Annotated in this window: 18 protein-coding genes and 8 pseudogenes; 14 read left to right on the top strand and 12 right to left on the bottom strand. The window is 55.5% G+C overall.

The window, feature by feature from the left end; all coding sequences use genetic code 11:
- Positions 1-6 precede the first annotated feature (6 nt).
- Both AC0QDI_RS19095 and AC0QDI_RS19090 read right to left on the bottom strand, forming a co-directional pair.
- Positions 7-93: pseudogene (locus AC0QDI_RS19095) on the bottom strand (IS5/IS1182 family transposase); the annotation flags it as partial.
- 118 nt (positions 94-211) lie between these two features.
- Positions 212-529, bottom strand: coding sequence for a hypothetical protein (locus AC0QDI_RS19090; protein ID WP_226777634.1), 318 nt, complete (start codon positions 527-529; stop codon positions 212-214).
- A 35-nt stretch (positions 530-564) separates the two neighbouring features.
- Here AC0QDI_RS19090 and hemL point away from each other — a divergent pair, with 35 nt between their 5' ends.
- A complete protein-coding gene (hemL, locus tag AC0QDI_RS19085; protein WP_474670880.1) occupies positions 565-1,929 on the top strand; it encodes a glutamate-1-semialdehyde 2,1-aminomutase in 1,365 nt (454 codons plus the stop codon).
- Positions 1,930-2,021: 92 nt separating this feature from the next.
- On the top strand, positions 2,022-3,242 hold the full coding sequence (locus AC0QDI_RS19080) for an MFS transporter (protein ID WP_474670878.1): 1,221 nt from the start codon (positions 2,022-2,024) through the stop codon (positions 3,240-3,242).
- A 312-nt stretch (positions 3,243-3,554) separates the two neighbouring features.
- Here the strand turns inward: AC0QDI_RS19080 and AC0QDI_RS19075 are convergent, their stop codons facing one another.
- Positions 3,555-3,704, bottom strand: a complete 150-nt coding sequence (locus AC0QDI_RS19075) for a 3-alpha domain-containing protein (protein ID WP_226777637.1) — start codon at positions 3,702-3,704, stop codon at positions 3,555-3,557.
- A 345-nt stretch (positions 3,705-4,049) separates the two neighbouring features.
- Between AC0QDI_RS19075 and gdhB the strand changes: the two genes are divergently transcribed.
- A complete protein-coding gene (gene gdhB, locus AC0QDI_RS19070) occupies positions 4,050-5,351 on the top strand; it encodes a glutamate dehydrogenase GdhB (RefSeq protein ID WP_474670950.1) in 1,302 nt (433 codons plus the stop codon).
- A 538-nt stretch (positions 5,352-5,889) separates the two neighbouring features.
- On the opposite strand, the pseudogene AC0QDI_RS19065 reads toward gdhB, so the two are convergent.
- A pseudogene (locus AC0QDI_RS19065) lies at positions 5,890-6,093 on the bottom strand (Fe-Mn family superoxide dismutase); the annotation flags it as partial.
- Between the two features lie 135 nt (positions 6,094-6,228).
- Between AC0QDI_RS19065 and AC0QDI_RS19060 the strand changes: the two are divergent.
- The 3 genes and pseudogenes from AC0QDI_RS19060 to AC0QDI_RS19050 form a co-directional block, all read left to right on the top strand.
- On the top strand, positions 6,229-6,462 hold the full coding sequence (locus AC0QDI_RS19060) for a hypothetical protein (protein ID WP_226777639.1): 234 nt from the start codon (positions 6,229-6,231) through the stop codon (positions 6,460-6,462).
- A 272-nt stretch (positions 6,463-6,734) separates the two neighbouring features.
- A pseudogene (locus AC0QDI_RS19055) lies at positions 6,735-7,234 on the top strand (transposase); the annotation flags it as partial.
- A 60-nt stretch (positions 7,235-7,294) separates the two neighbouring features.
- A pseudogene (locus tag AC0QDI_RS19050) lies at positions 7,295-7,498 on the top strand (IS5/IS1182 family transposase); the annotation flags it as partial.
- Between the two features lie 21 nt (positions 7,499-7,519).
- Here the strand turns inward: AC0QDI_RS19050 and AC0QDI_RS19045 are convergent.
- From AC0QDI_RS19045 to sufB, 3 genes are all read right to left on the bottom strand, one after another.
- The gene (locus AC0QDI_RS19045) at positions 7,520-7,780 is read right to left on the bottom strand and encodes a helix-turn-helix domain-containing protein (protein ID WP_226777640.1); all 261 of its coding nucleotides are present in this window, start codon (positions 7,778-7,780) and stop codon (positions 7,520-7,522) included.
- A gap of 283 nt (positions 7,781-8,063) precedes the next feature.
- Positions 8,064-9,176, bottom strand: a complete 1,113-nt coding sequence (locus AC0QDI_RS19040; protein WP_226777641.1) for a transposase — start codon at positions 9,174-9,176, stop codon at positions 8,064-8,066.
- A gap of 328 nt (positions 9,177-9,504) precedes the next feature.
- A complete protein-coding gene (gene sufB / locus AC0QDI_RS19035; RefSeq protein WP_474670875.1) occupies positions 9,505-10,935 on the bottom strand; it encodes a Fe-S cluster assembly protein SufB in 1,431 nt (476 codons plus the stop codon).
- A gap of 120 nt (positions 10,936-11,055) precedes the next feature.
- Between sufB and AC0QDI_RS19030 the strand changes: the two genes are divergently transcribed.
- Complete coding sequence (locus tag AC0QDI_RS19030) at positions 11,056-11,250, top strand: hypothetical protein (protein ID WP_226777642.1); 195 nt, start codon at positions 11,056-11,058, stop codon at positions 11,248-11,250.
- Positions 11,251-11,812: 562 nt separating this feature from the next.
- Here the strand turns inward: AC0QDI_RS19030 and AC0QDI_RS19025 are convergent.
- The 3 pseudogenes from AC0QDI_RS19025 to AC0QDI_RS19015 all read right to left on the bottom strand — a co-directional run.
- Positions 11,813-12,002, bottom strand: a pseudogene (locus AC0QDI_RS19025) (IS110 family transposase); the annotation flags it as partial.
- Positions 12,003-12,071: 69 nt separating this feature from the next.
- Positions 12,072-13,316 (bottom strand): annotated as a pseudogene (locus tag AC0QDI_RS19020) (RNA-guided endonuclease InsQ/TnpB family protein).
- A 165-nt stretch (positions 13,317-13,481) separates the two neighbouring features.
- A pseudogene (locus tag AC0QDI_RS19015) lies at positions 13,482-13,827 on the bottom strand (transposase); the annotation flags it as partial.
- Positions 13,828-14,230: 403 nt separating this feature from the next.
- Here AC0QDI_RS19015 and AC0QDI_RS19010 point away from each other — a divergent pair.
- Positions 14,231-14,764, top strand: coding sequence for an Rrf2 family transcriptional regulator (locus AC0QDI_RS19010; protein ID WP_474670873.1), 534 nt, complete (start codon positions 14,231-14,233; stop codon positions 14,762-14,764).
- 468 nt (positions 14,765-15,232) lie between these two features.
- Positions 15,233-15,316, top strand: coding sequence for a transposase (locus tag AC0QDI_RS19005; protein WP_233289931.1), 84 nt, complete (start codon positions 15,233-15,235; stop codon positions 15,314-15,316).
- Positions 15,317-15,594: 278 nt separating this feature from the next.
- On the opposite strand, the gene AC0QDI_RS19000 is transcribed toward AC0QDI_RS19005, so the two are convergent.
- Positions 15,595-16,575, bottom strand: coding sequence for an ornithine cyclodeaminase family protein (locus AC0QDI_RS19000; protein ID WP_474670872.1), 981 nt, complete (start codon positions 16,573-16,575; stop codon positions 15,595-15,597).
- An 87-nt stretch (positions 16,576-16,662) separates the two neighbouring features.
- Positions 16,663-16,836: a DUF5786 family protein gene (locus AC0QDI_RS18995; protein WP_474670870.1), complete on the bottom strand. Its 174-nt coding sequence runs from the start codon at positions 16,834-16,836 to the stop codon at positions 16,663-16,665.
- Between the two features lie 175 nt (positions 16,837-17,011).
- Here AC0QDI_RS18995 and AC0QDI_RS18990 point away from each other — a divergent pair, with 175 nt between their 5' ends.
- The 5 genes and pseudogenes from AC0QDI_RS18990 to AC0QDI_RS18970 all read left to right on the top strand — a co-directional run bounded on the left by AC0QDI_RS18990 (position 17,012) and on the right by AC0QDI_RS18970 (position 22,589).
- Positions 17,012-17,266, top strand: a complete 255-nt coding sequence (locus AC0QDI_RS18990; RefSeq protein ID WP_474670868.1) for an aminotransferase class III-fold pyridoxal phosphate-dependent enzyme — start codon at positions 17,012-17,014, stop codon at positions 17,264-17,266.
- Positions 17,160-18,139: pseudogene (locus AC0QDI_RS18985) on the top strand (aspartate aminotransferase family protein). Before AC0QDI_RS18990 ends, AC0QDI_RS18985 begins: the two are co-directional and overlap by 107 nt.
- A 1,351-nt stretch (positions 18,140-19,490) precedes the next feature.
- Positions 19,491-19,991, top strand: a complete 501-nt coding sequence (locus tag AC0QDI_RS18980) for a dihydrodipicolinate synthase family protein (RefSeq protein WP_474670867.1) — start codon at positions 19,491-19,493, stop codon at positions 19,989-19,991.
- Positions 19,992-20,084: 93 nt separating this feature from the next.
- Positions 20,085-21,023 (top strand): dihydrodipicolinate synthase family protein, encoded by a 939-nt coding sequence (locus AC0QDI_RS18975; protein WP_226777647.1) that lies wholly within the window; start codon positions 20,085-20,087, stop codon positions 21,021-21,023.
- Positions 21,024-21,422: 399 nt separating this feature from the next.
- On the top strand, positions 21,423-22,589 hold the full coding sequence (locus tag AC0QDI_RS18970; RefSeq protein ID WP_474670864.1) for an MFS transporter: 1,167 nt from the start codon (positions 21,423-21,425) through the stop codon (positions 22,587-22,589).
- Positions 22,590-22,618: the final 29 nt, after the last annotated feature.

The raw sequence follows: 22,618 nt of genomic DNA, 5'->3' as shown, positions 1-22,618 counted from the left end.
GATTCATCATTTGGCGGCTTGTTCGACGTTATAGACTGCGGCTGCGAGAGTGATTTCACAGAACTGTCGGTACCAAACACGTGCTCGGACGGCTCAAATAATAGTATGATAGGGCCGCCTAGGCTAAAATACTTGATATTCTTGTATACGAACAAGTCGTGAAGATTGGTGATGGTCATCGTGGCCCGATTGTCAATGTATAGTTATATTCTCACCCTCTGAAAATGCAGGCGGCCTCGCTAGTTTCTGTGGCCCGATACTTAGACTCGGGCACCGGAACGTCCACCGGCGTGACGAAATCGTGGATCGTCGCTCTTCTTGGGATTGGGGATATCCAACACCGCCGTATCACCGTCACCGGCGACAATGATCTCTTGTCACTCCCGGTCCGAACCATCGCACTCATCACGTAACAGTTCTCGACGCTTGTCTCCATACTATAGGTGGCGTCGACGGTGTCGTCCGCGGCGAACGCACAGCCCATTCTCCCCACGGTCGTTTGATCGGCCTCGATCGCCGGTATCGTCACTCAATTGTGGGTTGAGAGGGAACAATGAATGCAGAATGACCAATAGCTACGGTTCTGATTCCATGTCCCAGCTGTACGATCGAGCACTTGAGTCGCTCGTCGGCGGTGTCAACTCGCCCGTCAGAGCGGATCCACGACCAACGCCAGCATTCATCGACCACGGTGACGGTGCCCACGTCGTCGACACCGACGGGAATCGGTATCTCGACTACATCATGGGGTACGGGCCGCTGCTCCTCGGTCACGACATGCCCGAACCCGTACGTAAAGCGGTCACCGAGACGATCACCGATGGACCGATGTATGGCGTTCCGACCGAGGTCGAGGTCGAACTCGCCGAGTTCGTCATCGATCACGTCGATAGTGTCGATCGGCTTCGGTTTGTTAATTCCGGCACAGAGGCGACTGCTGCGGTCGCCCGACTCGCTCGAGGGTACACTGGCCGCGACAAAATCGTCGTGATGCAGGGCGGCTACCACGGCGGCCACGAATCGTTCCTCGTCGACGGCGACGTAGATGAACGGGAACCGAGTAGTGCTGGTGTTCCGCCCGCGTTCGCCAAGGAGACAGTTCCGGTCCCATTCAACGACGAGGACGCGATCCGCGATGTCTTCAAGCGCCACGGCTCGGAGATTGCAGCAGTCCTCACCGAGCCGGTTCTGGGGAATCACGGAATCGTGCTGCCGGTCGAGGGGTATCACGAAACGCTCCGTGATCTCTGTGACAACTACGGTTCGCTACTGATCTTTGACGAGGTCATCACTGGGTTCCGGGTTGGCGGCCTGCAGTGTGCGCAGGGCAAGTACGACATCGACCCGGATCTCACGACGTTCGCGAAGGTTATCGGCGGCGGATTCCCGGTCGGAGCAATCGGCGGCCGCGCCGAAATTATGCAGGCATTCACGCCGACGGGTGACGTCTTCGAGTCCGGGACGTTCAACGGCCATCCGGTGACGATGGTCGCCGGTCTCGAAACCCTCCGGTTCGCGAAGGACCACGACATCTATATGCACGTCAATGATCTCGGCGAACGACTTCGAGCCGGCCTCCAGGATATCGTTGAAGAGCACGCTCCGGAATACACCGTCGCGGGAACGGATTCGATGTTCAAGCTACTGTTTACGCGTGACGAACCTGAGACGATGGCCGATCACTGCTCGGCCGGCTGTACACAGCGGCCGGACTGTCCACGATTCGAGCTGTGCCCGAAAACTGGTGCGGATGTCGCAGCCGGCAAAACCGATCAGTGGAAACGGATCTTCTGGCCGGCGATGGTCGACCAAGACGTATTGCTCACGCCGAATCAATTCGAGAGCCAGTTCGTAAGCTACGTGCACACCGAAGACGACATCGATCGGACGCTCGAGGCGTATCAGACTGTCCTCTCGAGGTCGAACTAACCGCTCCCTCCTGGTGTTCCCCTCAGCGCCCACAGTCGTCCACAGCACTATTCGGTGCCATTTCAACACACGAGTTTCAAGAGACACAATCTATGAGATCACGCCTCTCTAGCCCGCTTACTGACATCCAGCAATCACAGACAGTCCTCATCATCTTTGCGAGTACGCTCGTGAGTGTGATGGGCGTCTCCCTCATTAGCCCAGCGCTGCCGACGATACAGGCGGCATGGAACATCTCAGCGAGCCAAGCGAGTCTTCTCATCTCGGCATTTACCTTGCCTGGCATCGTTCTCACGCCGTTCATCGGACTCATAGCCGACCGCGTTGGTCACAAGCGTGTGCTCGTCCCCTCGCTATTCTTGTTTGGCGTGAGTGGCATTGCAGTCGTGTTCGTCGACGGATTCACGACATTTCTCGGTCTCCGCGTCGTGCAGGGAACTGCCGGCAGTGCCATTATGAGTCTCACCGTGACGTTGCTCGGTGACCTGTTCTCGGGGGAACAGCAGAGTCGTCTCATTGGACTGAACGCGGCAATCCTCGCCATCGGCGCGGCTGGCTACCCCTTACTGGGCGGTGGCCTTGCACTGCTCTCGTGGGCCGCGCCGTTCGTCTGTTTCGCACTCGGTATTGTTGTTGCCGTTGCCGGCTCTGCGATTCTCCCTGACCCCGAGAGTAGCATGGACTCGTCCGGACTCTCGTACGTCGTTAACGCGGTGCGAGCGGTACCAACTCGGTCGGCTCTCGGGTTATACGTCGCTATTTTCGGCATTTTCTTTATTCTCTATGGCGCACAGCTCACGGTCATCCCGTTCATTCTCGACGAATCCTACGGCCTTTCCTCCGGAGCGATTGGACTGTTGCTCGGACTTCCGGCGGTAACGATGGGGGTGACGTCCTCACAGTCATCCCGTCTCATGCGCCATCTCTCACCCCCACGACTCATCACACTCGGTTTTGTGACCTACGGTATCGGCATGACGCTCGCTGCACTCGCCCACTCGATCATCGTCCTCGCCTGCGCACTGTTCCTGTTCGGTATCGGACAGGGATTTGCGGAGCCGATCACCGATACGGCGCTGAATACACTCTCGCCCGATGCGTTCCGCGGCGGAATCATGAGTATTCGAACGAGCGTGCTTCAGTTCGGAACCACCCTCGGCCCGCCAGTGTTCGTTGCTGGCGCCTCGATCGTCGGCTACGCTGACACACTCCTCATTGCCGGTATCGCCGCCCTCGTCTTCGGTGTCACTGGTTACAGCCTCCTCATAATCTCAAAGCATAGTAATTCAAACTTGGACATTACATATGGGTGAACGGTCTGTTCTATGAGCTCGTCCATATCCCTATCACGGTTCACCCGAAAGAACTCTCTGCCAGTCACGACAATGCCCTCCCTCTGTCCTCGTGAGTCTATATCGGCAGATAGCCTTTTGTTTGTGTCCGATAGTACGGACGAGCAGTCAAGGTCTCTGCGTCCGCGGCACAGTCGTCCGTGCAAGTCCACAGGCCAGTACGTTGTTGTCGATTACAGATTAGATATCGGTCTCCTCGTTCGGTTGAGGGTCAGGATCCGCGTTCGGCCCGATTACCCGTGCCGTCGAATACAGCTGCTCGCCTATCTCGGCCTAGTGGTTGAGCTTGTTCGTCCAGATCTCTCCGAGTGCATCGATGGTAGCGAGTTCCTTGGCCAACTCGCGATCGTCGGGCATTCGATAGCGCACGTTCGTTGCTCGGGCCACCGACCAGTCGGGATTCGATCGGCTGACGGGTGACATCGACTGGCCGGGAGCGACCGTTCTACTCATGAAGATTTGGTCCTCTGCGACGGTGACGTGCCCACTGGCCGTAATCTAAACCGACCGAACAGATGATAGAGGAGATGCTGGGCCGAACCGGACGGGTTGTCCGGTCTGAACGGTAGCACCCACTGAGAGCGGGCCAGATAGTTCGGTGCGATTATAAACGAGAGAACCTAACATACGAGATGTCGAAGCTGACCTAACGAATAGGAGCCCATACGAGAGCTTCGAGTCGAAAAACGTCATCGCTGTGGACAGCACTAGCTGCTGTCTTGGCTGTGGCGGACCGATGCGAAATCGTCGAATGTCGCTAGAATGACCATGGCACCCAACTCCGATAGAGACCGCGACAAGACAGAGGATTCGACAGTACAATCTACGAAACCGGAATCGGCGCTCGAAACGGCACGCCGGCAGCTTCACCATGCCGCAGACCATCTCAGTATTGACCAGCATGTCGTCGAACGGCTCAAATACCCGAAAAAAGTCCACGAGGTTACCGTCCCTGTTGAACGTGATGACGGCACAGTTGAGGTTTTCACGGGATACCGAGCCCAACATGATAGCGTCAGAGGCCCGTATAAGGGAGGGCTCCGGTACCACCCCGAGGTGACCAGAAATGAATGCGTCGGACTCGGCATGTGGATGACCTGGAAGTGTGCTGTCATGGACCTCCCGTTCGGCGGTGCCAAGGGTGGCGTCGCTGTCAATCCGAAAGAGCTGAGTTCGGCGGAAAAAGAGCGGCTCACCCGTCGGTTTGCACAAGAGATTCGCAACGTCATCGGCCCCAACAAGGATATTCCCGCCCCAGACATGGGGACGGATCTACAGACGATGGCGTGGCTGATGGACGCGTACTCGATGCAAGAAGGCGAGACGACACCGGGCGTCGTCACCGGAAAGCCGCCGGCCGTCGGCGGCAGTAAAGGCCGTGAAGAAGCTCCCGGACGGAGCGTGGCGATCATCACACAGCTCGTCTGCGAGCACTACGACCGGAAACTCGAGGAGACGACGGTAGCAGTACAGGGATATGGAAGTGTCGGCGCAAATGCTGCCCGACTGCTTGACGAATGGGGAGCAACGGTCGTCGGGATCAGCGACGTCAACGGAGCGATGTACGACCCAGAGGGGATTGATACGGCTTCGGTCCCTTCGCACGACGAGGAGCCGGAAGCCGTCACCGACTACGCGGATACCCTGATCTCGAACGAAGAGCTACTCACGCTCGACGTCGACGTGCTCATTCCTGCAGCTCTGGGGAACGTTATTACGGAAGAGAACGCGGGGGAGATTACTGCGAATCTCGTCATCGAAGGAGCAAACGGCCCAACGACATCGGCAGCAGATTCGATGCTCGCCGAACGAGATATTGCAGTGATTCCCGACATTCTCGCCAATGCTGGCGGAGTTACGGTGAGCTACTTCGAGTGGCTCCAAGATATCAATCGTCGAGCCTGGTCGCTCGAACGAGTGAATGACGAACTCGAAACAGAGATGCAGGCCGCATGGCGTGACGTTCAAGCAGAGTTCGAGAGACGTGATGTCTCCTGGCGTGATGCAGCCTACATCGTCGCGCTTTCTCGAATCGCCGAAGCCCACGAGGCTCGGGGGTTGTGGCCGTAACAGATGAGTCCTTCTCCACTCAAGCGAACGCGGCAGCCATCCACTCCGCTTGAGCGAGGATTATTTCGGATATTCCGACTGTCATCGCTCGGTACCACCGCTGTAGTTGTTTGGTTATTCGGGTATCTATTTATCGGATTTGCACTCAACGTGGTTGGCATTTACGATCCTGAATTCGCGGTGATGGGCTTTACCGATCCCTTCTTTCTTGTGTCGAGCTTCCTAGCGGGAGCTTTTATGTGTACGATGTCCGGGACACTCACGCTACTCACACTCCTTCTTGATACGAAGAATGCAAACGCGGAATTTGTTATACTGATGAGTTTGATCGCCTTTGGTTTTGGTGCAGCCACGATGCGAGTTACATCCAGTCCTGTGCAAGCGTGGCTCATTGGCGTGTGGAGCGCTATAGTGTGAACCGGCTTGAGGACAAGTGGTTCGAGAGTGATCTGCTCTTTCGGCATTGCGAGACGGCTTTTTTACCGTCTCAGACGACTCCAAGGCACGCGGCCTACTCGGCCTGTAGATCTAGATAATCCTATTTAAAGTGATCGACGGATTTCTCGTACTGCTCAGTCGCGTGGTCCCAGTCGATGACTTTGAAGAAAGCATCGACGAAGCTCCCTCGATCCGGCCCGTAGTAGGAATGCTCCCAGACGTCAAGTGCGAGGATAGGATGGGCACCCCAGAGCGCACCTTGGTCGTGTTTGTCGACGGCGAGGTTGCGCAGTTGCTTGGCGATCCAAATCTGTAACCGGGATGGATGATATGGAAATCCTCCGCGGGTGACGCATCGTGACTCGGTTACGGTCAGTACAGGCGATGTAGTCGTCGGAGGGACAGCGAATATATTTCTGGGGATGTACATACATCCTGCATGGAGAATTCGTGGACGCCGATCAGCTCCGGTGAGGAAGACGCACTCAACCACCTCGAGCAGTACCGCGACGCGGCTGGGGATGACCAGAGCATCACCCAAGAGGATGCTGTCACCTATCTTATGGAGCAGGATGTCGAACAGACTGATGCACGGGCCCACATCAAACAACTACTTTTGAAGGGCTATCTCTACGAAGTCGATGGCGAACTGAGGATTCCGCCGCGACCCTGACGAGAGAGAATCCCGTCACTTCTTGCCCTTAGTTATAGCCAGACCACCGCAACTACGACCGTAATGATATGAAGTGCAATCCACGACTTGTGACCCTGGGATGCCGTCCGGCACGACCACACAGCCGACGAAACTAATCGTGGCGAGTTGCTCACTGTTCCGGTTCTAGACCTCCACTTCATCGTAGTAGTACGCCGACCGGCGGGAAGCGTCCGAAGTGTCGTTTGGCACTTGTTGCATATGATTCAAATTCCGCGGGGAAGTGCTGCCGACAGATCGTCGAACTCTACGTGAAAGCCGGACTCAAAGACTGCGAGAGAGACTGCTGGTCGCGCTCAAGTGGGCTGTTGACGCGTAGACGTGGAACGTACGCTGAGGACAAACACCCCATATTTATTCTCGCGGATCGCGGCGGCGGCGGTGAGCGGTCCGTGATCCCGGCGAAAGCCGTCGACGTATCGACGATTCGACTCCTGCAGGCGGTCGGCCAGCAAGATTTATTGACCGTCTATACCGACGGCTTTCGGGCGTACGAACCGCTAGACGAGAACGACGCATTCAACCATGAATATGTCAGCCACGGCGACGGTAAGTACGTTGATAGAGACATCCACATGAATACCTGTGAGACCCGCGCATCGCTGACGCAACGGTGGCTCTCACCACATCGTATCGACTCCAAAAAACTCACAACGTATCTACGAGCGTTCTATCTCCGCTGTGAGGTTTTCCGAAACTAGGAGAAGAAGCGCTCAACCCCATCCTCGAAACTCTCCCTAACCCACCAACAATCTATACCACAGGAGCAATCCTACTATCTCCCCTAAACACTGTGAGATTCTTAATCAAACATCGGAAGTTCCGCCCCATCAATACGCGTACAACACGCGGATTGATGGAACTTACGACCGAAAACGATAGATTGTAAAACCGTCATTTTGATAATCAAGAGCACGTTCGGCGACGCAGTGCTTGTACGAGCTCAATATGATGAGCTTCGTGGACTTGTCCTGATGTGTGGATTCACAACATAAAAAATGGCTGTGAACCAGTGGAATCAAGGTACGTTTTGCGATTCATCGCGGTTCAATACTTCATATGCGCCAACAGTAGGCTTGTAAGCACCCACCGATCCAACCACACCTTCGACAAGTTGTAACTTCTTGAGTTCCTGCATCTGCGAGTGCACGCTATCAGATTCGAACCCGGTGCTCTCAGCGATGAGTTCACCCTTTATATATCCTTCATCCTGTTCGTACAATTGTATCAGTGCAGTTAGGATTTTCTTTTGAGCCATGGAAAGCTCTAACCACGCCATACGCAGATGTTGGCGATCGGCGCTCTTAAAATGTCGGTTCAATCAGAAAAAATTCACGATGACATCTGCGACATAGTCAAACCCGCTATAAACAGTAGTTGCTAATTCAACGCGGACAGCCGAACGAAACTGGTCGATCAACCGATTTGGATTGCAGCGCTCCGACGATCTATGTGACACAGCGAGGAACGTAGCGAAGAAACGCCGCCGACAGCGGCGTTTCTGAGCGTTGCCACTCGGTTACGGCGTTCTGACCGATTATCTCGGTCGGACTGATCTTCCCCTATCCGTAATCGGTCACACTAACGAATTCCCTGAAGACACGTGTCGAGATTGGCGGTTTCTCCGGTACAGCACCAGCTGAGACAAGTACATTTGCGAGGATCCACAGATCGTACATCGAAACCGCGAACAGGAAGTAGAACAGCCGTACCCAGAACGTCGGCGACGATGTTCTCGGGAGAAAGTCACCGATCTGGCGGTAGGAGGTTTCAATTCCCCAGCGGCGGCGGAACGCCGCCGCGTACGCTCTCGCCGCTTCAGGCTCAAGGTCGAAATTCGTAATGAACCAGACGTGCTCGTCCTCCGTTGACCGATGTGGCACAGCAAACACAGTCACTGCAACTGAGGCGGTCGGTTCACGTTTTCGCTGCATGAGATACTCGTCAACGACCGTCTCAGCGCCGGCGCTGAGACGGGCCTTCATCCCCTTACTCGGGCGTGCACGGACGATATAGTCGACGTCGAGCTGTTCGAGTTCCGCAACGACGTGAACCTGGTAGAAGCCTCTGTCGAGGTAGACGTGTCTGATCGAGACGTACTCTTGTGCCGTTTCGAGCAGCAAGTGAACGGCTTCGCGCTTGGCGTGAAAGCCGTTCGCCTCCAATGTCAGTACATCGAGTGTAAACCGCGTTCCTGGTGCAACGATACAGATCGTCGCAAAACAGTACGTTCGAGTTGTTCCCTGATCGGGATAGGTGATTAGAACGTGGTCAGTGTCTACATCACCGTAAAACCGCCATTGATGGTTGTCTATCGCAACATCGACACAGTTGGGCAAGAGTCGTTGTTTCCGGAGAATCTCGAAGAGATCATCGCGGACGCCATCGAACTGGTCGTCGATGGCGTCCGCTTCCAGGTTCCGGAGATGGTAGAGAAGTGGTTTTGCGAGTCCATTGCGAGCCGTCGACGTGACGTCGACGGGCTCGCCGTTGTTGAGTTGGCACGTTTTCCCAGCTGTATTGGCGAACTCTTGTTCGAAGGTGACACGAGAGAGGAGTTTCTCGAAGCTCTCTCTTGTGTAGCTCCCACACGGTTTGATGCCAAAGTCGAGCGCCGGATAAACGACGGTTGAGGCGGCGCGACAGACCTGTTTTGCTTCATCAATCTCGACCATAGCGACCCTACCAGCAACGGCGCAAATTAGATTTGGCGTCTACTGTAAATAGCGAGGGATAGTGGATCTACGAAAGATTCGACTGATGATCCAGCGGTGCCGAGCCAAGACATTTCGAAGAGACTCGCCAAATTCGAGCACCTACTAACTCAATGGGAAAATCTGCTACGCTCTTGCGAAGGAATTGTTGAATGCGTGGGCGACGGCTGAATGTCGAAGAGAGTGGGCACCGCGCGGCGCCCAACATGTTCCCTGTGCTCAGATATTTCTGTGGGATTTCGGTCGGTTTTTTACACCTGATTTATGGCTGGTCTCAGGAAGGGCTTCTTCACCCGAGGCTCCCCTCCATCTCGAGTTCGATGAGGCGGTTGAGTTCGACTGCGTATTCGATCGGCAGCTCCTCTGTGATGGGCTCGATGAAGCCCGCCACGATCATTTGCTTGGCGTCGTCGTCGTCGAGGCCACGGGACTGGAGGTAAAAGACGTCCTCGTCGCCGATTTTGCCGACAGTTGCCTCGTGGGCGACGTCCACCTTCGACTCGTTGATCTCCATGTACGGCATGGTGTCCGAGGTGGACTCGTTGTCGAACATCAGCGCATCGCACTCCACCGACGTCGAGGAATGTTCGGCGCCGTCGGCGATGTGGACGAGGCCGCGGTAGTTGGTGCGGCCGCCGTCCTTGGCGATCGACTTGGATTCGATGGTCGAACTCGTCTCTGGCGCGTTGTGGTAGACCTTCGCACCGGTGTCGATGTTCTGATCTTCACCAGCGAAGGCGATGGTGATGTGGTTGTCCGTCGCACCCGGACCCTTGAGGATCGTGGCCGGGTAGAGCATCGTTGCCTTCGAGCCCATGCTCCCAGACACCCACTCCATCGTGCCGTCTGCCTCGACGATGGCACGCTTGGTGTTGAGGTTGTAGGTGTTTTTCGACCAGTTCTGCACGGTCGAATACTGGACGTGCGCGCCCTCGTCCACGAACACTTCGACGCAGCCCGAGTGAAGGTTGAACTCCGAGTATTTCGGCGCCGAGCAGCCCTCGATGTAATGGACCTCCGAGCCCTTTTCGGCGACGATGAGCGTGTGCTCGAACTGTCCCATCCCTTCGGAGTTCATCCGGAAGTACGCCTGGATGGGCATCTCGACGACCGTGTCCTCGGGGACGTAGACGAAGGAGCCGCCCGACCAGATCGCACCGTGGAGCGCAGCGAATTTATTGTCGCTCGGCGGCACGCACTTCGTCATGAAGTACTCTTTGACGATGTCGGGGTGCTCCTGGACCGCTTTGTCCATGTCCATGAAGACGACGCCCTTCTCTTCCCACTGATCCTTCATGTTTTGGTAGACGATTTCGGACTCATACTGGGCGCCGACGCCTGAGAGAGCGTTCTTCTCAGCCTCGGGAATGCCAAGCTTGTCGAAGGTGTCCTTGATGTCCTCGGGGAGCTCATCCCAGTCGTCGACGGCGCCGCGGACGTCGATGTCCGGCCGGATGTAGGGGACGATTTCGGCGACATCTACCTCCGAGAGGTCGGGCTGGCCCGGCCAGTTCGTTGGCACCGGCATGTTCTGCCAGTGTTCTAAGGCGCGAAGCCGGCGCTTGAGCATCCATTCTGGCTCGTTTTTGTCCTCGGAGATGACCCGGATCGTCTCCTCGGTGAGTCCTTTCTCCGAGCGGAATGCCGACTTCTCTTCCTTCTTGAACTCGAAGCGAGCCTCGGTGTCGGTTTCGCGCAGGTGGTCCTGGTCTGAACTCATAGAGTATATCGGTGGATAGAGGTTGGTTCTGGAGCCTTATCAGGGTATGGATCCCGCCGTCCGTAGAGGTTGTCTCAAAGGTGAATCCAGACGTGTCCGAACGCTCCGAGCGTGACGGCGATGAGGACGAAATACGGCAGCGTGAAGTCGTATGCTATCGAGAGAACGCTATGGTACGGAATGATCGAGGTTATAGCGAGCGGGTATAGGATCGAATCAAGACCTGTAATGCACGTCCAGTTCAGAGTTGATGGTGCGACCGACCTAGACATCCTCGGAGAACAAGGGCAGCGCAGAATAGACCTCGTTCGGTAATCACCACGGCTTCGATTTCCTAAGGTTGGCGGCCAGATCGGCAAGCCGATTTCCTAGTGCGGTGAGGAAGTGATTACTTAGCACCAAGCCAACGGGTGTTTCCACGCGTTGACGGCCTAGGACTCAAAAGATGAGATAGCAGCGATCCTCTTTGAGAGGGCTAAAGAAGCGTTCGACGGTGGTTCTGCTGTCGAACGTGCTCTGTAGGCCACCTATAGAAATTCTGCTGGCCGAATAAATCACGGCTGACGTAATAACGATTCAGATTATATCGACGATTCCAATGATGAGATCGTAGAACTAGCAGACCACAGGGCGATGAATCGCCGTTCCACCGGCAGTGGGGAACGTGAATAGCGAAAACTGTTGCTCCCGTTGGCTCCAGCCGGTCACTGAGGGCTGCTCGAAGTAGCTTGCATAAGTTCTGAACAGGTCGAAAGAGACATCGTGAGGCACGCCTATCCTAGCTCGATTTGTCGTTTTCCACGTGCCACGGTCGGTGTTCATCACCGGGGTTCAATAGTTGCGGTTGCGTTGATCACTCCTAGCGGCCCTCAGATCCTCAGCTACTCACCTCGAGTGGATAGTCCACCTTCCCTCGGTGGGGCATGTAGCACACCGACACGAGTAGTTTCCGTGCCGTTGCGACAATCGCCTTCTTCAAATTCATTCGACTAATTCAACCGGTAGAAAAACCGGCTCAGATACTCGTTTTTACTGTTGTACACCGCTGTGTACGCACTGTAAACTACCCCACCCTATTCTCTCGTCGCATATGCGCCTCGGTCCTTGAGGGGGGCTTTGATGTGGACTCCCGGCAATCAGTCACCGGCAATAGGCTGGTGACTCTCGCCGTTCACCGTCCCACCATTCACACGCACGTCTACTGGTGCGTCTCCGCCCCCCGACTTGGGCGAGAAACGGAGTCTGTGTCGTCGCTTTCGGGCGTACTGTAGCCCGATGTTCTTTGTGGCGTTGTAGTCCGCGTTCACCTCGTACCCGCACTTTTGGCACTCGAAGTGTTCTCCGTCGCGGTTATCGTCGTGCGTGAACCCACAGTCCGTCCGAGAACAGCGTTGGGATGTGTGGTTCGGTTCAACTGTCTCCACGGAGACACCGCGTTCCCGGGCCTTGTAGGAGCCGTACTCGAACAGGCGTCGAAACGCCCATACGTGATGCCACTTCGCCTGCGGAATCTATTGTCGGATGACCGTTAGGTCTTCAAACACGATTACGTCGCAGTCGTGTTCGACAGCTTCCGTAACGAGTCCATTGGCGACGGTGTGAATGTACTGTTTGCGCCACGATTCTTCTCGTTTGCATAGGCGAAGCAGGACGTTGTGCTCGGCTTGGGTGCCGCACTGTTGCATTTCTCCACGCCGCTTTTCGAACTCGCGACACCAGTGGTCGTAGTCGTCGCCCTGCCAGAATGTACCGGTCGAGGAGACGGCTAACGAGTTGACACCGAGGTCGATACCGAGGACTGTTTGGTGCTCAGTATCTACCGAAACCTCTGCGTAGTCACCGTCAGTCCGCCGCGTCGAGATGTTGAGGTAGAACTCGTCGGTCACCGCGTCGTATCGGAGTGTACTCTCGCGGAACTCGTAGTCCTCGGAGAGTACGTACTGCTCGTAGGGCGTCGGACTGTCTGCCGGGAGAACGAACGGACATTCGACCCGGCCATCGACTGTCGCCAGCGACGCTTTGCGTCGGTAGAAGGTCGCGCTTCGAGTGTCGTAGTCCATCGTCTCGGCGGTGAACGTCGGACGGGAGACACGCTGTCCCCTCTCCCACCGTTCGACAACGCCTTTGACGGCTTCGACGGCGCGACGTATCGCGGCTTGGACGAGTTGTGCCTGTAACTCCGTCTCCTCGCGGAGGTCAGAGTAGAGTGCGTCTCGGACCTGCCGTTAGTTATTCTTGCACTCGGTGTATGAAGTATCGGACCAGCAGTAGTCGGCGGTTCGATTCGCGCAGTACAGATATTGCTCGGCGGTTCGGTGGAGTGCGTCGCGTTGCTCGTCGGGTACAGCAAGTTTCACGATGGCGGTTCGACGCACGACCATACTTCAGAGAAGTACCGGCGATACTTAAGCGTTCGAGAGTCGATTTGTCAAAGTGTGCCGGTTGCGCCGCACCCTGTCGGTTTCCTCTCCGGCCTACTCACTCCTTTCGGTCGCTCCTTGAAGCCGGAGGTTCCACCTTGATTACGCACGGCTGAGGTCGGATCACCGAACCCGTCCAGATTCGTGTTTCGAGATACCTCCGTCCATCCGCGAGTCGGACGACTTGCGGATCGTCGGATTCAGTCTCATATAACTCACAACCTCCCTGTGGGTGTCGAACCGATCGACTTCTCCAAGTTTCGCGTAGATCAGTAACGCGGGGAAGTAGCTGACATATGGGATGGTCATCAGCACTTGGATCTCTGAAGGAAACCCAGTGCGTTCCTCGATCGCAGTTTCGGGCTTTGCCATTTTTCTCGGTCAAGGTCCCGACCACGTTGAGGTACGACTCCAACAACTCATCTTACGACGTCGGGGGCGAGAGTTCCTGGAGGAACTCTCGTCCCTTCACAACCTCGATGATCACTTCCCACTGGTCTACACCGCTAACCTCGTCAACGATGCACAATCTCTCGATTTCTCGGCTAAACCGAACACGGATGGAGGAGATTGTAACAAGATGAAAGCAGACATCGACGTTGGCCGGGAAGCCATCATTGGGCCCTTCACCCGCACGAATTTGACTTCGTCGGCGAGGTTGCCGGGTGTTCCGAGGGGGTGGTCGTTGGCAGGGAATTGGATGCGAGATTTAACCGATAAAGCTCTCGACACCGGTTCTGGAGATGGGCTCGCCTTCGATAACGTGATCCGGGAGCGAGAGCCACAAATTCGTTTTCGGTTGTCGCCACCTAGGTCGCTTTCGAGGTGTTCTTCATTCATACACCTTTAATCGGTTGCCCACCCAAGGCTATCGTATGTCGTCGATCGAGCTTACGTCGAGTCAGAAAACTATTCTCACGGCGTTGATTAATCTCTATCCTAAGACGGAGAACGCCGTCAGGGGCGAGGATATTGCCGCTGAAGTTGACCGTAACCCTGGTACAATTAGAAACCAGATGCAGAGCCTCAAGGCGCTCCAGTTGGTCGAGGGCGTCCCAGGGCCGAAGGGGGGATACAAACCCACTGCGAATGCCTACGAGGCGCTAGATGTCGAACAGATGGAAGAGCCGGCGTCAGTCCCACTTTTCCACGACGGCGAAACCGTCGAGGACGCTAATGTCGAGGAAATTGACCTCTCAAGCGTCCACCACCCCGAACTCTGCCGTGCAGAAATCCACCTCCAGGGTTCCATCCGTAGCTTCTCCGAGGGCGACGAAGTTAACGTCGGCCCGACGCCGCTATCGAAACTGGTCATCAACGGAGTTCTCGATGGCAAGGATGATACCAACAACATCCTCATCCTCCGGATCAAGAGCATGGAAGCGCCGGCCGACCAACCCGGGCACTAATCGATCACCGTCGGTATCTGAGAAAACCGCAGTCGTCTCCAAGTCTATCTTCCGCTTTGCCGTTCATATGTCGGTCCACGCGTGAACCGTATGCATTGTCGACGAGACGTTGGCGATCCACCGGGTGACGGGTATCGACCCGATATCTACTATTTACCGGCAGTTGCAGTCGGTGACGACCCCTGCTGTATCCTGGTAGTTCACTCAAGGAGGATGATTACTACTTCCAGAAGGAGCGAACGACGTGCGAAGACAGCGATTCTCGTGAGGCTAACGGCTGGACCGGAAACGCCGCGAACGCTGCCACCACTTCTTCCACGCTGTCTCGAAGGATGTGGTGGCCGAAGTGCCGCCTGGAATGCTGGGACGATCGCCGTGGGCGACCTGATTGGTTTCAGTGATGGTACTGATTGAGGCGACCACGGCAACCTCGGTTTGCACGGGTTGGCGTTCGACCGATTCACCGAGATGCTGGAATACAAAGCTGCCGAACACAGCATCAGCGTCGATCACGTGAGCGAACATGACACGTCAAAATCGTGCACCTCGTGAGGGACCACGGACGATAGCCAGCGTATCGGTGGTTGTACGTCTGCGAAGATTGTGAACTGGTCGCCATTGCTGACGTGAATGGAGTCAAGAACATCCGACAGAAGGGACTCCCGAATCTCACCTGTAATGGAGGAGATAGGGATATCGGCTGGATGGCACAGCCTGCGGTGCGCCTGTTCGACAAATCTACGAGGCTAGTAGTCTCACAAGAACGTGTGACCCACGAACCATAATATCCCAACACACGGTAAATCGCGACGTGAACAACGCAGAAGATGTCATTTAGAGAATAAGCTTGTAGATGGGATATCCCCTAGTCCGGTTGCATATTCGTATGCGACATGCGCGGCAGCGACATCTTGAATTGCGAGACCGGTGCTGTCGAATATTGTCAGTTCATTTTGTGGTATTGCCAACCCATCGGTTGCACTTACTAACTCACCAAGTTCGGCGTAGATATCATCTTCATCAAGATCTCCTCGACCCCACGGCACGTTGATCTCACCTGCGTGAATTGCTTGGTCAAAACTATCGACGAAAACGCACCCTTCAGTGAGAATATTCGTACTGAGTTCCTGTTTACCTTCGGCATCGGCACCGATCGCATTAATATGCGTTTGAGGATTGACCGCGCTAAGCGGAACAATTGGTTCTTCAGCAGGGGATACAGTTGAGACAATGTCACATGCGGCCGCTTCATGAACGGTACCGGCCTGAATCTCGAAACCGGGATATGTGTTAATGAATGTGTCTATCGCGTCATCGTCCACATCATTCACGATGGCCTTATTGATTGGTCGGACTTGGGTGAGAGCTTCAAATTGAGCATACGATTGCGTTCCGGCACCGATAAGGCCTAAACTGTGAGCATCGTCAACCGCGAGATGATCTGTAGCGACGGCCGCAGCTGCCGCAGTCCGCTTCCGAGTAAGAACGGTGGCGTCCATGATAGCTAACGGACTAAGCGTCTCTGGATCGGAGTAGATAATTATCCCCATTACCGTTGGCAGGTTATTGTTTGATGGATTATCCGGATGGACGTTAACCCATTTAATTGCAGCACCCTCCCACGAATCAGTCCCCACATATGCAGGCATTGACCGAAAATCACCATTATACTGGGGCAGATCGATATGTGACTTCGGTGGCATTACCACAGTCCCTTGCTCGTAGGCTTGGAACGCTTCTTCTACGACTGCATTTACAGCCTCTATCGGTACTGATTGTGTTACTTCAGAATCGAGCAGGAGGGTTTCCATAGGGCTACTAACATCGTGTCGAACTTAATCCTGGCCCAGTATCAATCCACTCAAGTTGAGACAATTGTTTCATCTTTTAACTATTTGTCATTTATCCCTGGACTTCATCTCTTTTAGACGGTCGAGCAACACTTCCATAGAGTCCTCCGTCTCAAACGTCATTTGGCCCCGATATTCTCTCGGTTGCTCTTCAGAGTCTGATTCAATTTCGGAGAGTTTCTTCTTACGGCGTTCATGCTCTTGTTCGTCGAAGTTACCCATACCCATGGGAATCTAAATCTTGGAACTGATTACCAATAAGCGTAGCGGATCCGTGAAAACAGTTCACATGGGGGTGGTTAGACTGTTCGATAGAAATCTGTCATAAACACATCTGTAGAGGAGTGGGACAGATATTTCCCAGCACGTTTCAGGGTACTATCTGTGATAGCTAAACATGAGTGGATTCGTGTATTCTGAGAAACCTATCGAGATCGTCGAAGGCGATGGTCCGTATCTCTACGATGACAACGAGGACGAATACCTCGATATGGGTGCGAACTACACATGTGTCCCGTTGGGTCATGGCCACGATAGGGTTACGGATGCCATCACAACACAACTTTCGGGATCTGACCTATGTACAAGGCTCGTATCCCGTTGCAATGCGGAGTCAGCTCTCCGAGACACTGGGACATGTAGCGCCCGGTGATATCGAGAAGGTGTGGCTCTGTAATTCCGGAATCGAGGCTAATGAGGCTGCATTGAAGTTTGCTCGTGCAGCCACCGGTAGCACGAAAACCATCGCCACAGTACGGGGATTCCATGGTCGTACAATGGGCGCGCTTTCCACTACGTGGAAGGACAAATGTAAAAACCCTTATGAGCCACTTCTTGAGAACGTAGAGTTCGTCCAATATGGCGATGTTGACGCGATAACGACGGCAATCGATGACAATACAGCGGCTGTCATAGTCGAACCCATCCAAGGCGAGGGGGGCATCAACCCTGCCTCTCCCAATTTTATGAAGACTATCCGTGAGGCGACCACAGAAGCTGGAGCAGCGCTAATTCTGGATGAGGTTCAAACGGAGTTGGGTGGACAGACAAACTTTGGGCCTGTGAGCGTGTAGACGTTGTGCCAGACATACTCACAAGTGCAAAGGGACTCGGAAACGGATTACCCATTGGTGCGACGCTGTATCGCGACTGGATTGCAGAAGAATATGGCGACCATGCGTCGACATTCAGCGGGAACCCTCTTATCTCAGCGGCAGCTGAAGCAACAATATCGACGATTACCGATGAAAACCTCCCTATCCATGCTGCCGAGATCGGAACATACCTGCAGAAGCAGTTAGAGGCAGAACTTGGTGATCGAGTCCGGGATATCCCCGGAGAGGCGTTGATGGTGGGTATTGAGGTTAAACGCAGAGCAAACCGTATCCTACAGGAGTTGGCGATGAATCATCGTGTCCTTGCACTGCCTGCAGGCAGGACTGTCGTACGACTTCTACCTCCACTAATCATCGATAAAAACCACGCTGACCATGTTGTAAATGCACTCGGGGAAATAATTGGCTGAATGATGTTCTGTCGTCCAGACGTTTAGATGGCTGACGGCGATGCTTCAGACCGATATATAGAGATGGAGAACAGACGATGAGACTCTAACTCGCCCCTTACGAGAGATAAGGTACGAGGCACTTCTTCAGCCCACTCACGAATTCAAGTACGTGTTTCCACGGTGTAGTGGGTGAGCGCTTAACTGCTGAATTCACGGTTTGAACTCTGGAACGCTGGTCTTTTTGAAACGGTCCTGCCGTCGTGCGATTTCGTATAGCGATTTGTTTCTTTGTATCGGTCGTGATCGGATGGTAGAGTCCTCCAATTGAATGTCAATTGAGGAGAGTAGCAACAGAGCCAGAGCGCTGATTCTAGCCTTAGTAGCTTAGGAAATAGTGGTAGATGTAACAGGCCACCGAAACTTATAAAGATCCGTTATACTTGGACCAGCGGCAACTAATCTGGTATACGCTACCCAGACACCATAACAAATGTACTGTTGTTATTCACGGTTCAGTGTGGAACGGATTCACTAAGTAGGATCTGGATTACAGACCTACGCTTGTAACCCAAACAGTTCGATTAGGATTTCAGTCTAAAAATAGCGATCGTCACAGAATATGTGGCACTGCTAAATCGGGCTTTACCTGAGTGCTCCGAAGAGCTCTGAGTTGATTCAACTAGTGTCTTTGATATGGGGTTATTGGATAGAAAGCAGGCGTGTCCGCCAGTCTGATCAACCAATCTGGCACATGCTCCTTTTGACGGAGCGCCATTATTAGTGGAATCTCGAAATCTCTGTGCATGATTCGGCCTCAGCCGATGCCAGATCATAAATCAGTACTGGTATCAAGCATACGCCGCTCACACGAGTGAAACTCAAAGAATCTCAATTCATAAGTGGACTATATATAGTAGTCCAATTAAACTGTATCTTTAGCAGTTATGGGTAGCAGTCACTTGCTTATTCTTCTAAACACGACCCGGAGCGCCGGCCGAGCTTTAATTCCGACCTGAGTTTCGCATCGGGTATGTACGAGGACCTCCGCGAGCACTTCGAAACCATCGGGTTTACCACCGCCGTCCCCTTTTACCACCGCCGTCCCCTTCACCGATGACGCGCGATCGATCACGACGCGCTGGACGAGGACCTCGCCGCGATGGAGGCGGCGTGGGCGGCCTGTTCGTCCCCTGCGGCACACCGGCGAGTACTACTCGCTGACCGACGCCGAGCGGAAACCGGTCGTCGAGATCCACGTCGAGGCGACGGCCGACGACGCCACCGTCGTCGCTGGCGCCGCCGGGAACGTCCCGAGATCCGAGACCTGGCCGAGGCCTACGAAGTCGTCGTCGCGGACGCACTGAGGGCCATGCGCCCAGACCACACCTACATCCACGAGCAGGATCTGGCCGACTACTACCACCGGATCTGCGACGATATCGACCTCCTGATCGTCATCTACAAGCGCGGTCTGACGGTCCCCCGCTCCGTGCTCGTCGACCTCAGCGAGCGCGAGGAAGTGGTCGCCGTGAAGTTCGCCATTGAGGGGGCGACCGGCTACACGACCAGCATCGGGAACTTCCTACCGGAGGCGACCCTGCCCCTGTTCGACGTGCTCGACGCCGGGGACTGGGATCAGGCCCGGGAGTTTCAACGCGCCCTGCGGCCGTTGGAGGACCTTCGCGAGGAGCCGGGTGCCGGGAGCACCCTGTCGGCGGGGAACAACGCTCCCGTGATCAATCGCGGCTTGAAACTGGCGGGGCTCAACGGCGGTCCGAGCCGCGAGCCGCTGGTGGGACTCTCCGCCGAGGACGAGGCCCGCCTGAAGGAAATTTATGCACATCTCGGTGTCACTTCCTTCGACGCCTGACCCCGGTTCGTGGGACCTCCGCCGTCGCCCTGGTTCGACCCCGTTTCTCCCGTAAACGATGGATATATGTTACAGCCGGCGTACTCACGAATTATGTCACTGTCAGCCGACCAGGTCCAGGAGCGTCTGCGCGGCGTTGCCGTCGGTCTCCTCACACCGTTCACCCAGGACCTCGAAATCAACCACGAGAAGCTCGCGGAGAACGCCCAGGACCTGTACGACGAGGGCATCCGGACGTTCCTCGCTACGGCCAACATCAGCGAGTACCACTCGCTGTCCCAGCAGGAGCGCATCGACGGCGCACAGACCGCCGTCGAGGCCCTGCCTGACGACGCCTGCGTGCTCGCCGGCGTCGGCGGCTCCACCAAGGGCGCCCAGGAACTGATCCGTGCGTACGACGACGTCGGCGTGGACGCCCACATGATCATGCCGATGGACCACACCTACATCCACGAGAAGGCGGCCATCGACTACTACCACGAACTGGACGCCGCCGCCGAGGCCCCGCTGGTGCCCTACGCCCGCGACTTCGACCCCTCCGTTGAGTTCCTCGCCGATCTCACTCGCGTCGACGGCGTCGCCGGCATCAAGTACACGCTGAAAGACCCCGTCAAGCTGGGCGAGGCCGTCACCGCCGGCGCCGACGACGTCGTCTGGGTGAACGGCCTGGCCGAGCCGTACGCGGTCTCCTACTGGGTCGAGGGCATCGAGGGTTTCTCCGCCGGCGTCAGCAACTTCCGCCCCGAGGTCGGCCTCGCGCTGTTCGAGGCCCTCCAGAACGAAAACTGGGAGCACGCTCGGGAACTGCGTAACATCTGCATGCCCTACCAGAACTTCCGCGACGAGACCGGCGTCGAGAACACCATCCCCGGCGCCATCAGCGTCTCCGCCGTCAAGAAGGGCCTTGAACTGGCCGGCCTCCACGCCGGCGAGGTCCGCGAGCCCATCCGGAAGCTTTCCCCCGAGGACGAGGAACGCGCCGAGGAGATCTACAGTCAACTCGACGACGACATCGCTCGCCTCGTCGAGTAAGCGATCCTCTATTTTGTTGACTGTCTCTACTTGGTGAGCGATTGCTGCGCAAATGGCGGCGCTGGCGGGTCGAAGGCAGTGCAGAACAGCGGGAGGTCAGTGCGGCCGAACTCGCTCGTCGCGATGAAACGCGACTAGTTAGCTATTCGTCGTAAATCGGAGCTGATTCGCTACGCGCAGATGAAACTGCGCAACGTGCGAGGTAGTCCTCACGGCTCCCCAGAGTCGCCGTTCGGCTGGTCGGAGGTCGCTCCCGACGGTTGCGACCTCCCTACACCCCGGTCGGAAGACCTCGCTCGTTGGCGCAAATTGAACTGGCCTCCAGTTCTGACACAGGGCAAAGACTACCCAATAGCGGATGATTTACAGGCTCCAATTGTGGAGATACCAGTAGAACGAATGGGAAAGACACGACTCCTCCGAGAATCTCCGGCAGCAGCGGTGATCTTTGCGAGTACACTCGTCGCTGTAATGGGCGTCTCACTCATCAGTCCTGCACTTCCAGCGGTGCAGGAGGCCTGGAACATTTCGGAGTCACAAGCCAGTCTCTTGCTATCGGCGTTTACACTACCTGGGATCTTTCTCACACTCCCGATAGGGCTGCTGACAGATCGAATCGGCCGGAAACCGGCTTTGATCCCGGCCCTCATTGTCTTCGGACTCAGTGGGGGTGGCATCATATTCATCTCTGATTTTACCATAATTCTCGCACTGCGAGCGATTCAGGGTGCAGCGAGTAGTGCGATCATGATGCTCACGGTCACACTCTTGGGGGACCTCTTCACCGGTGAACAGCGACGGGTGTTGATCGGTACCAACGCGGCGATTCTTGCGGTTGGCGCTGCCGGATATCCATTACTTGGCGGTGCGCTCGCAACACTCGCATGGTCAGCCCCCTTCGCGTGTTTTCTCCTTGCGTTGCTCGTCGCTGTACCTGGGGTTCTCCTGCTCGAGGAGCCACATCGGGACGAGAACAACTCGAACTCGAGTCTCCGTGAGTTCCTCACCGGGCCCACACCGATGCTCCCCTTCGTCGTGCTCTATCTCGCAATCTTCGGCATATTCGTCATCCTCTATGGCGCTCAGCTCACCGCCGTTCCGTTCTTGCTCGCCAACGAATATCACCTCTCTTCAGCAGGTATCGGTCTTCTCGTGGGATTACCCGCGATCACAATGGGAGTAACTGCAATGCAGGGTGATCGCGTGCTTCGGTCGCTCACGAGCTTCCAATCGATCGCGCTCGGATTCGTAAGTTACGGGATCGGACTCGTCGTTGTCGCCATTGCGGACTCCATCTATGTCGTCGCCGGCGCACTCTTACTATTCGGTCTCGGTCAAGGCCTCGCAGAACCGATCACAGATACCGCACTCAACGAACGAGCGCCGGACGAGTTTCGCGGGAGTATCATGAGTATTCGGACGAGCGTACTCAGACTCGGGACGACGATCGGCCCGCCGCTCAGTGTCGGAGCCGCAACGATGTTCGGATATCGACGAACACTGTTGGTTTCTGGTACCGGTGCTTTCATCATTGGAATGACTTGGTTCACCGCCAGGAATTTATAATATCTCTCCCTCTGGATCCTTAGAGACGA

The organism is Natrinema sp. LJW11 (assembly GCF_056135975.1).
Note: the sequence above shows the minus strand (reverse complement) of the source record. Positions and strands in the feature narration are given on the sequence as shown.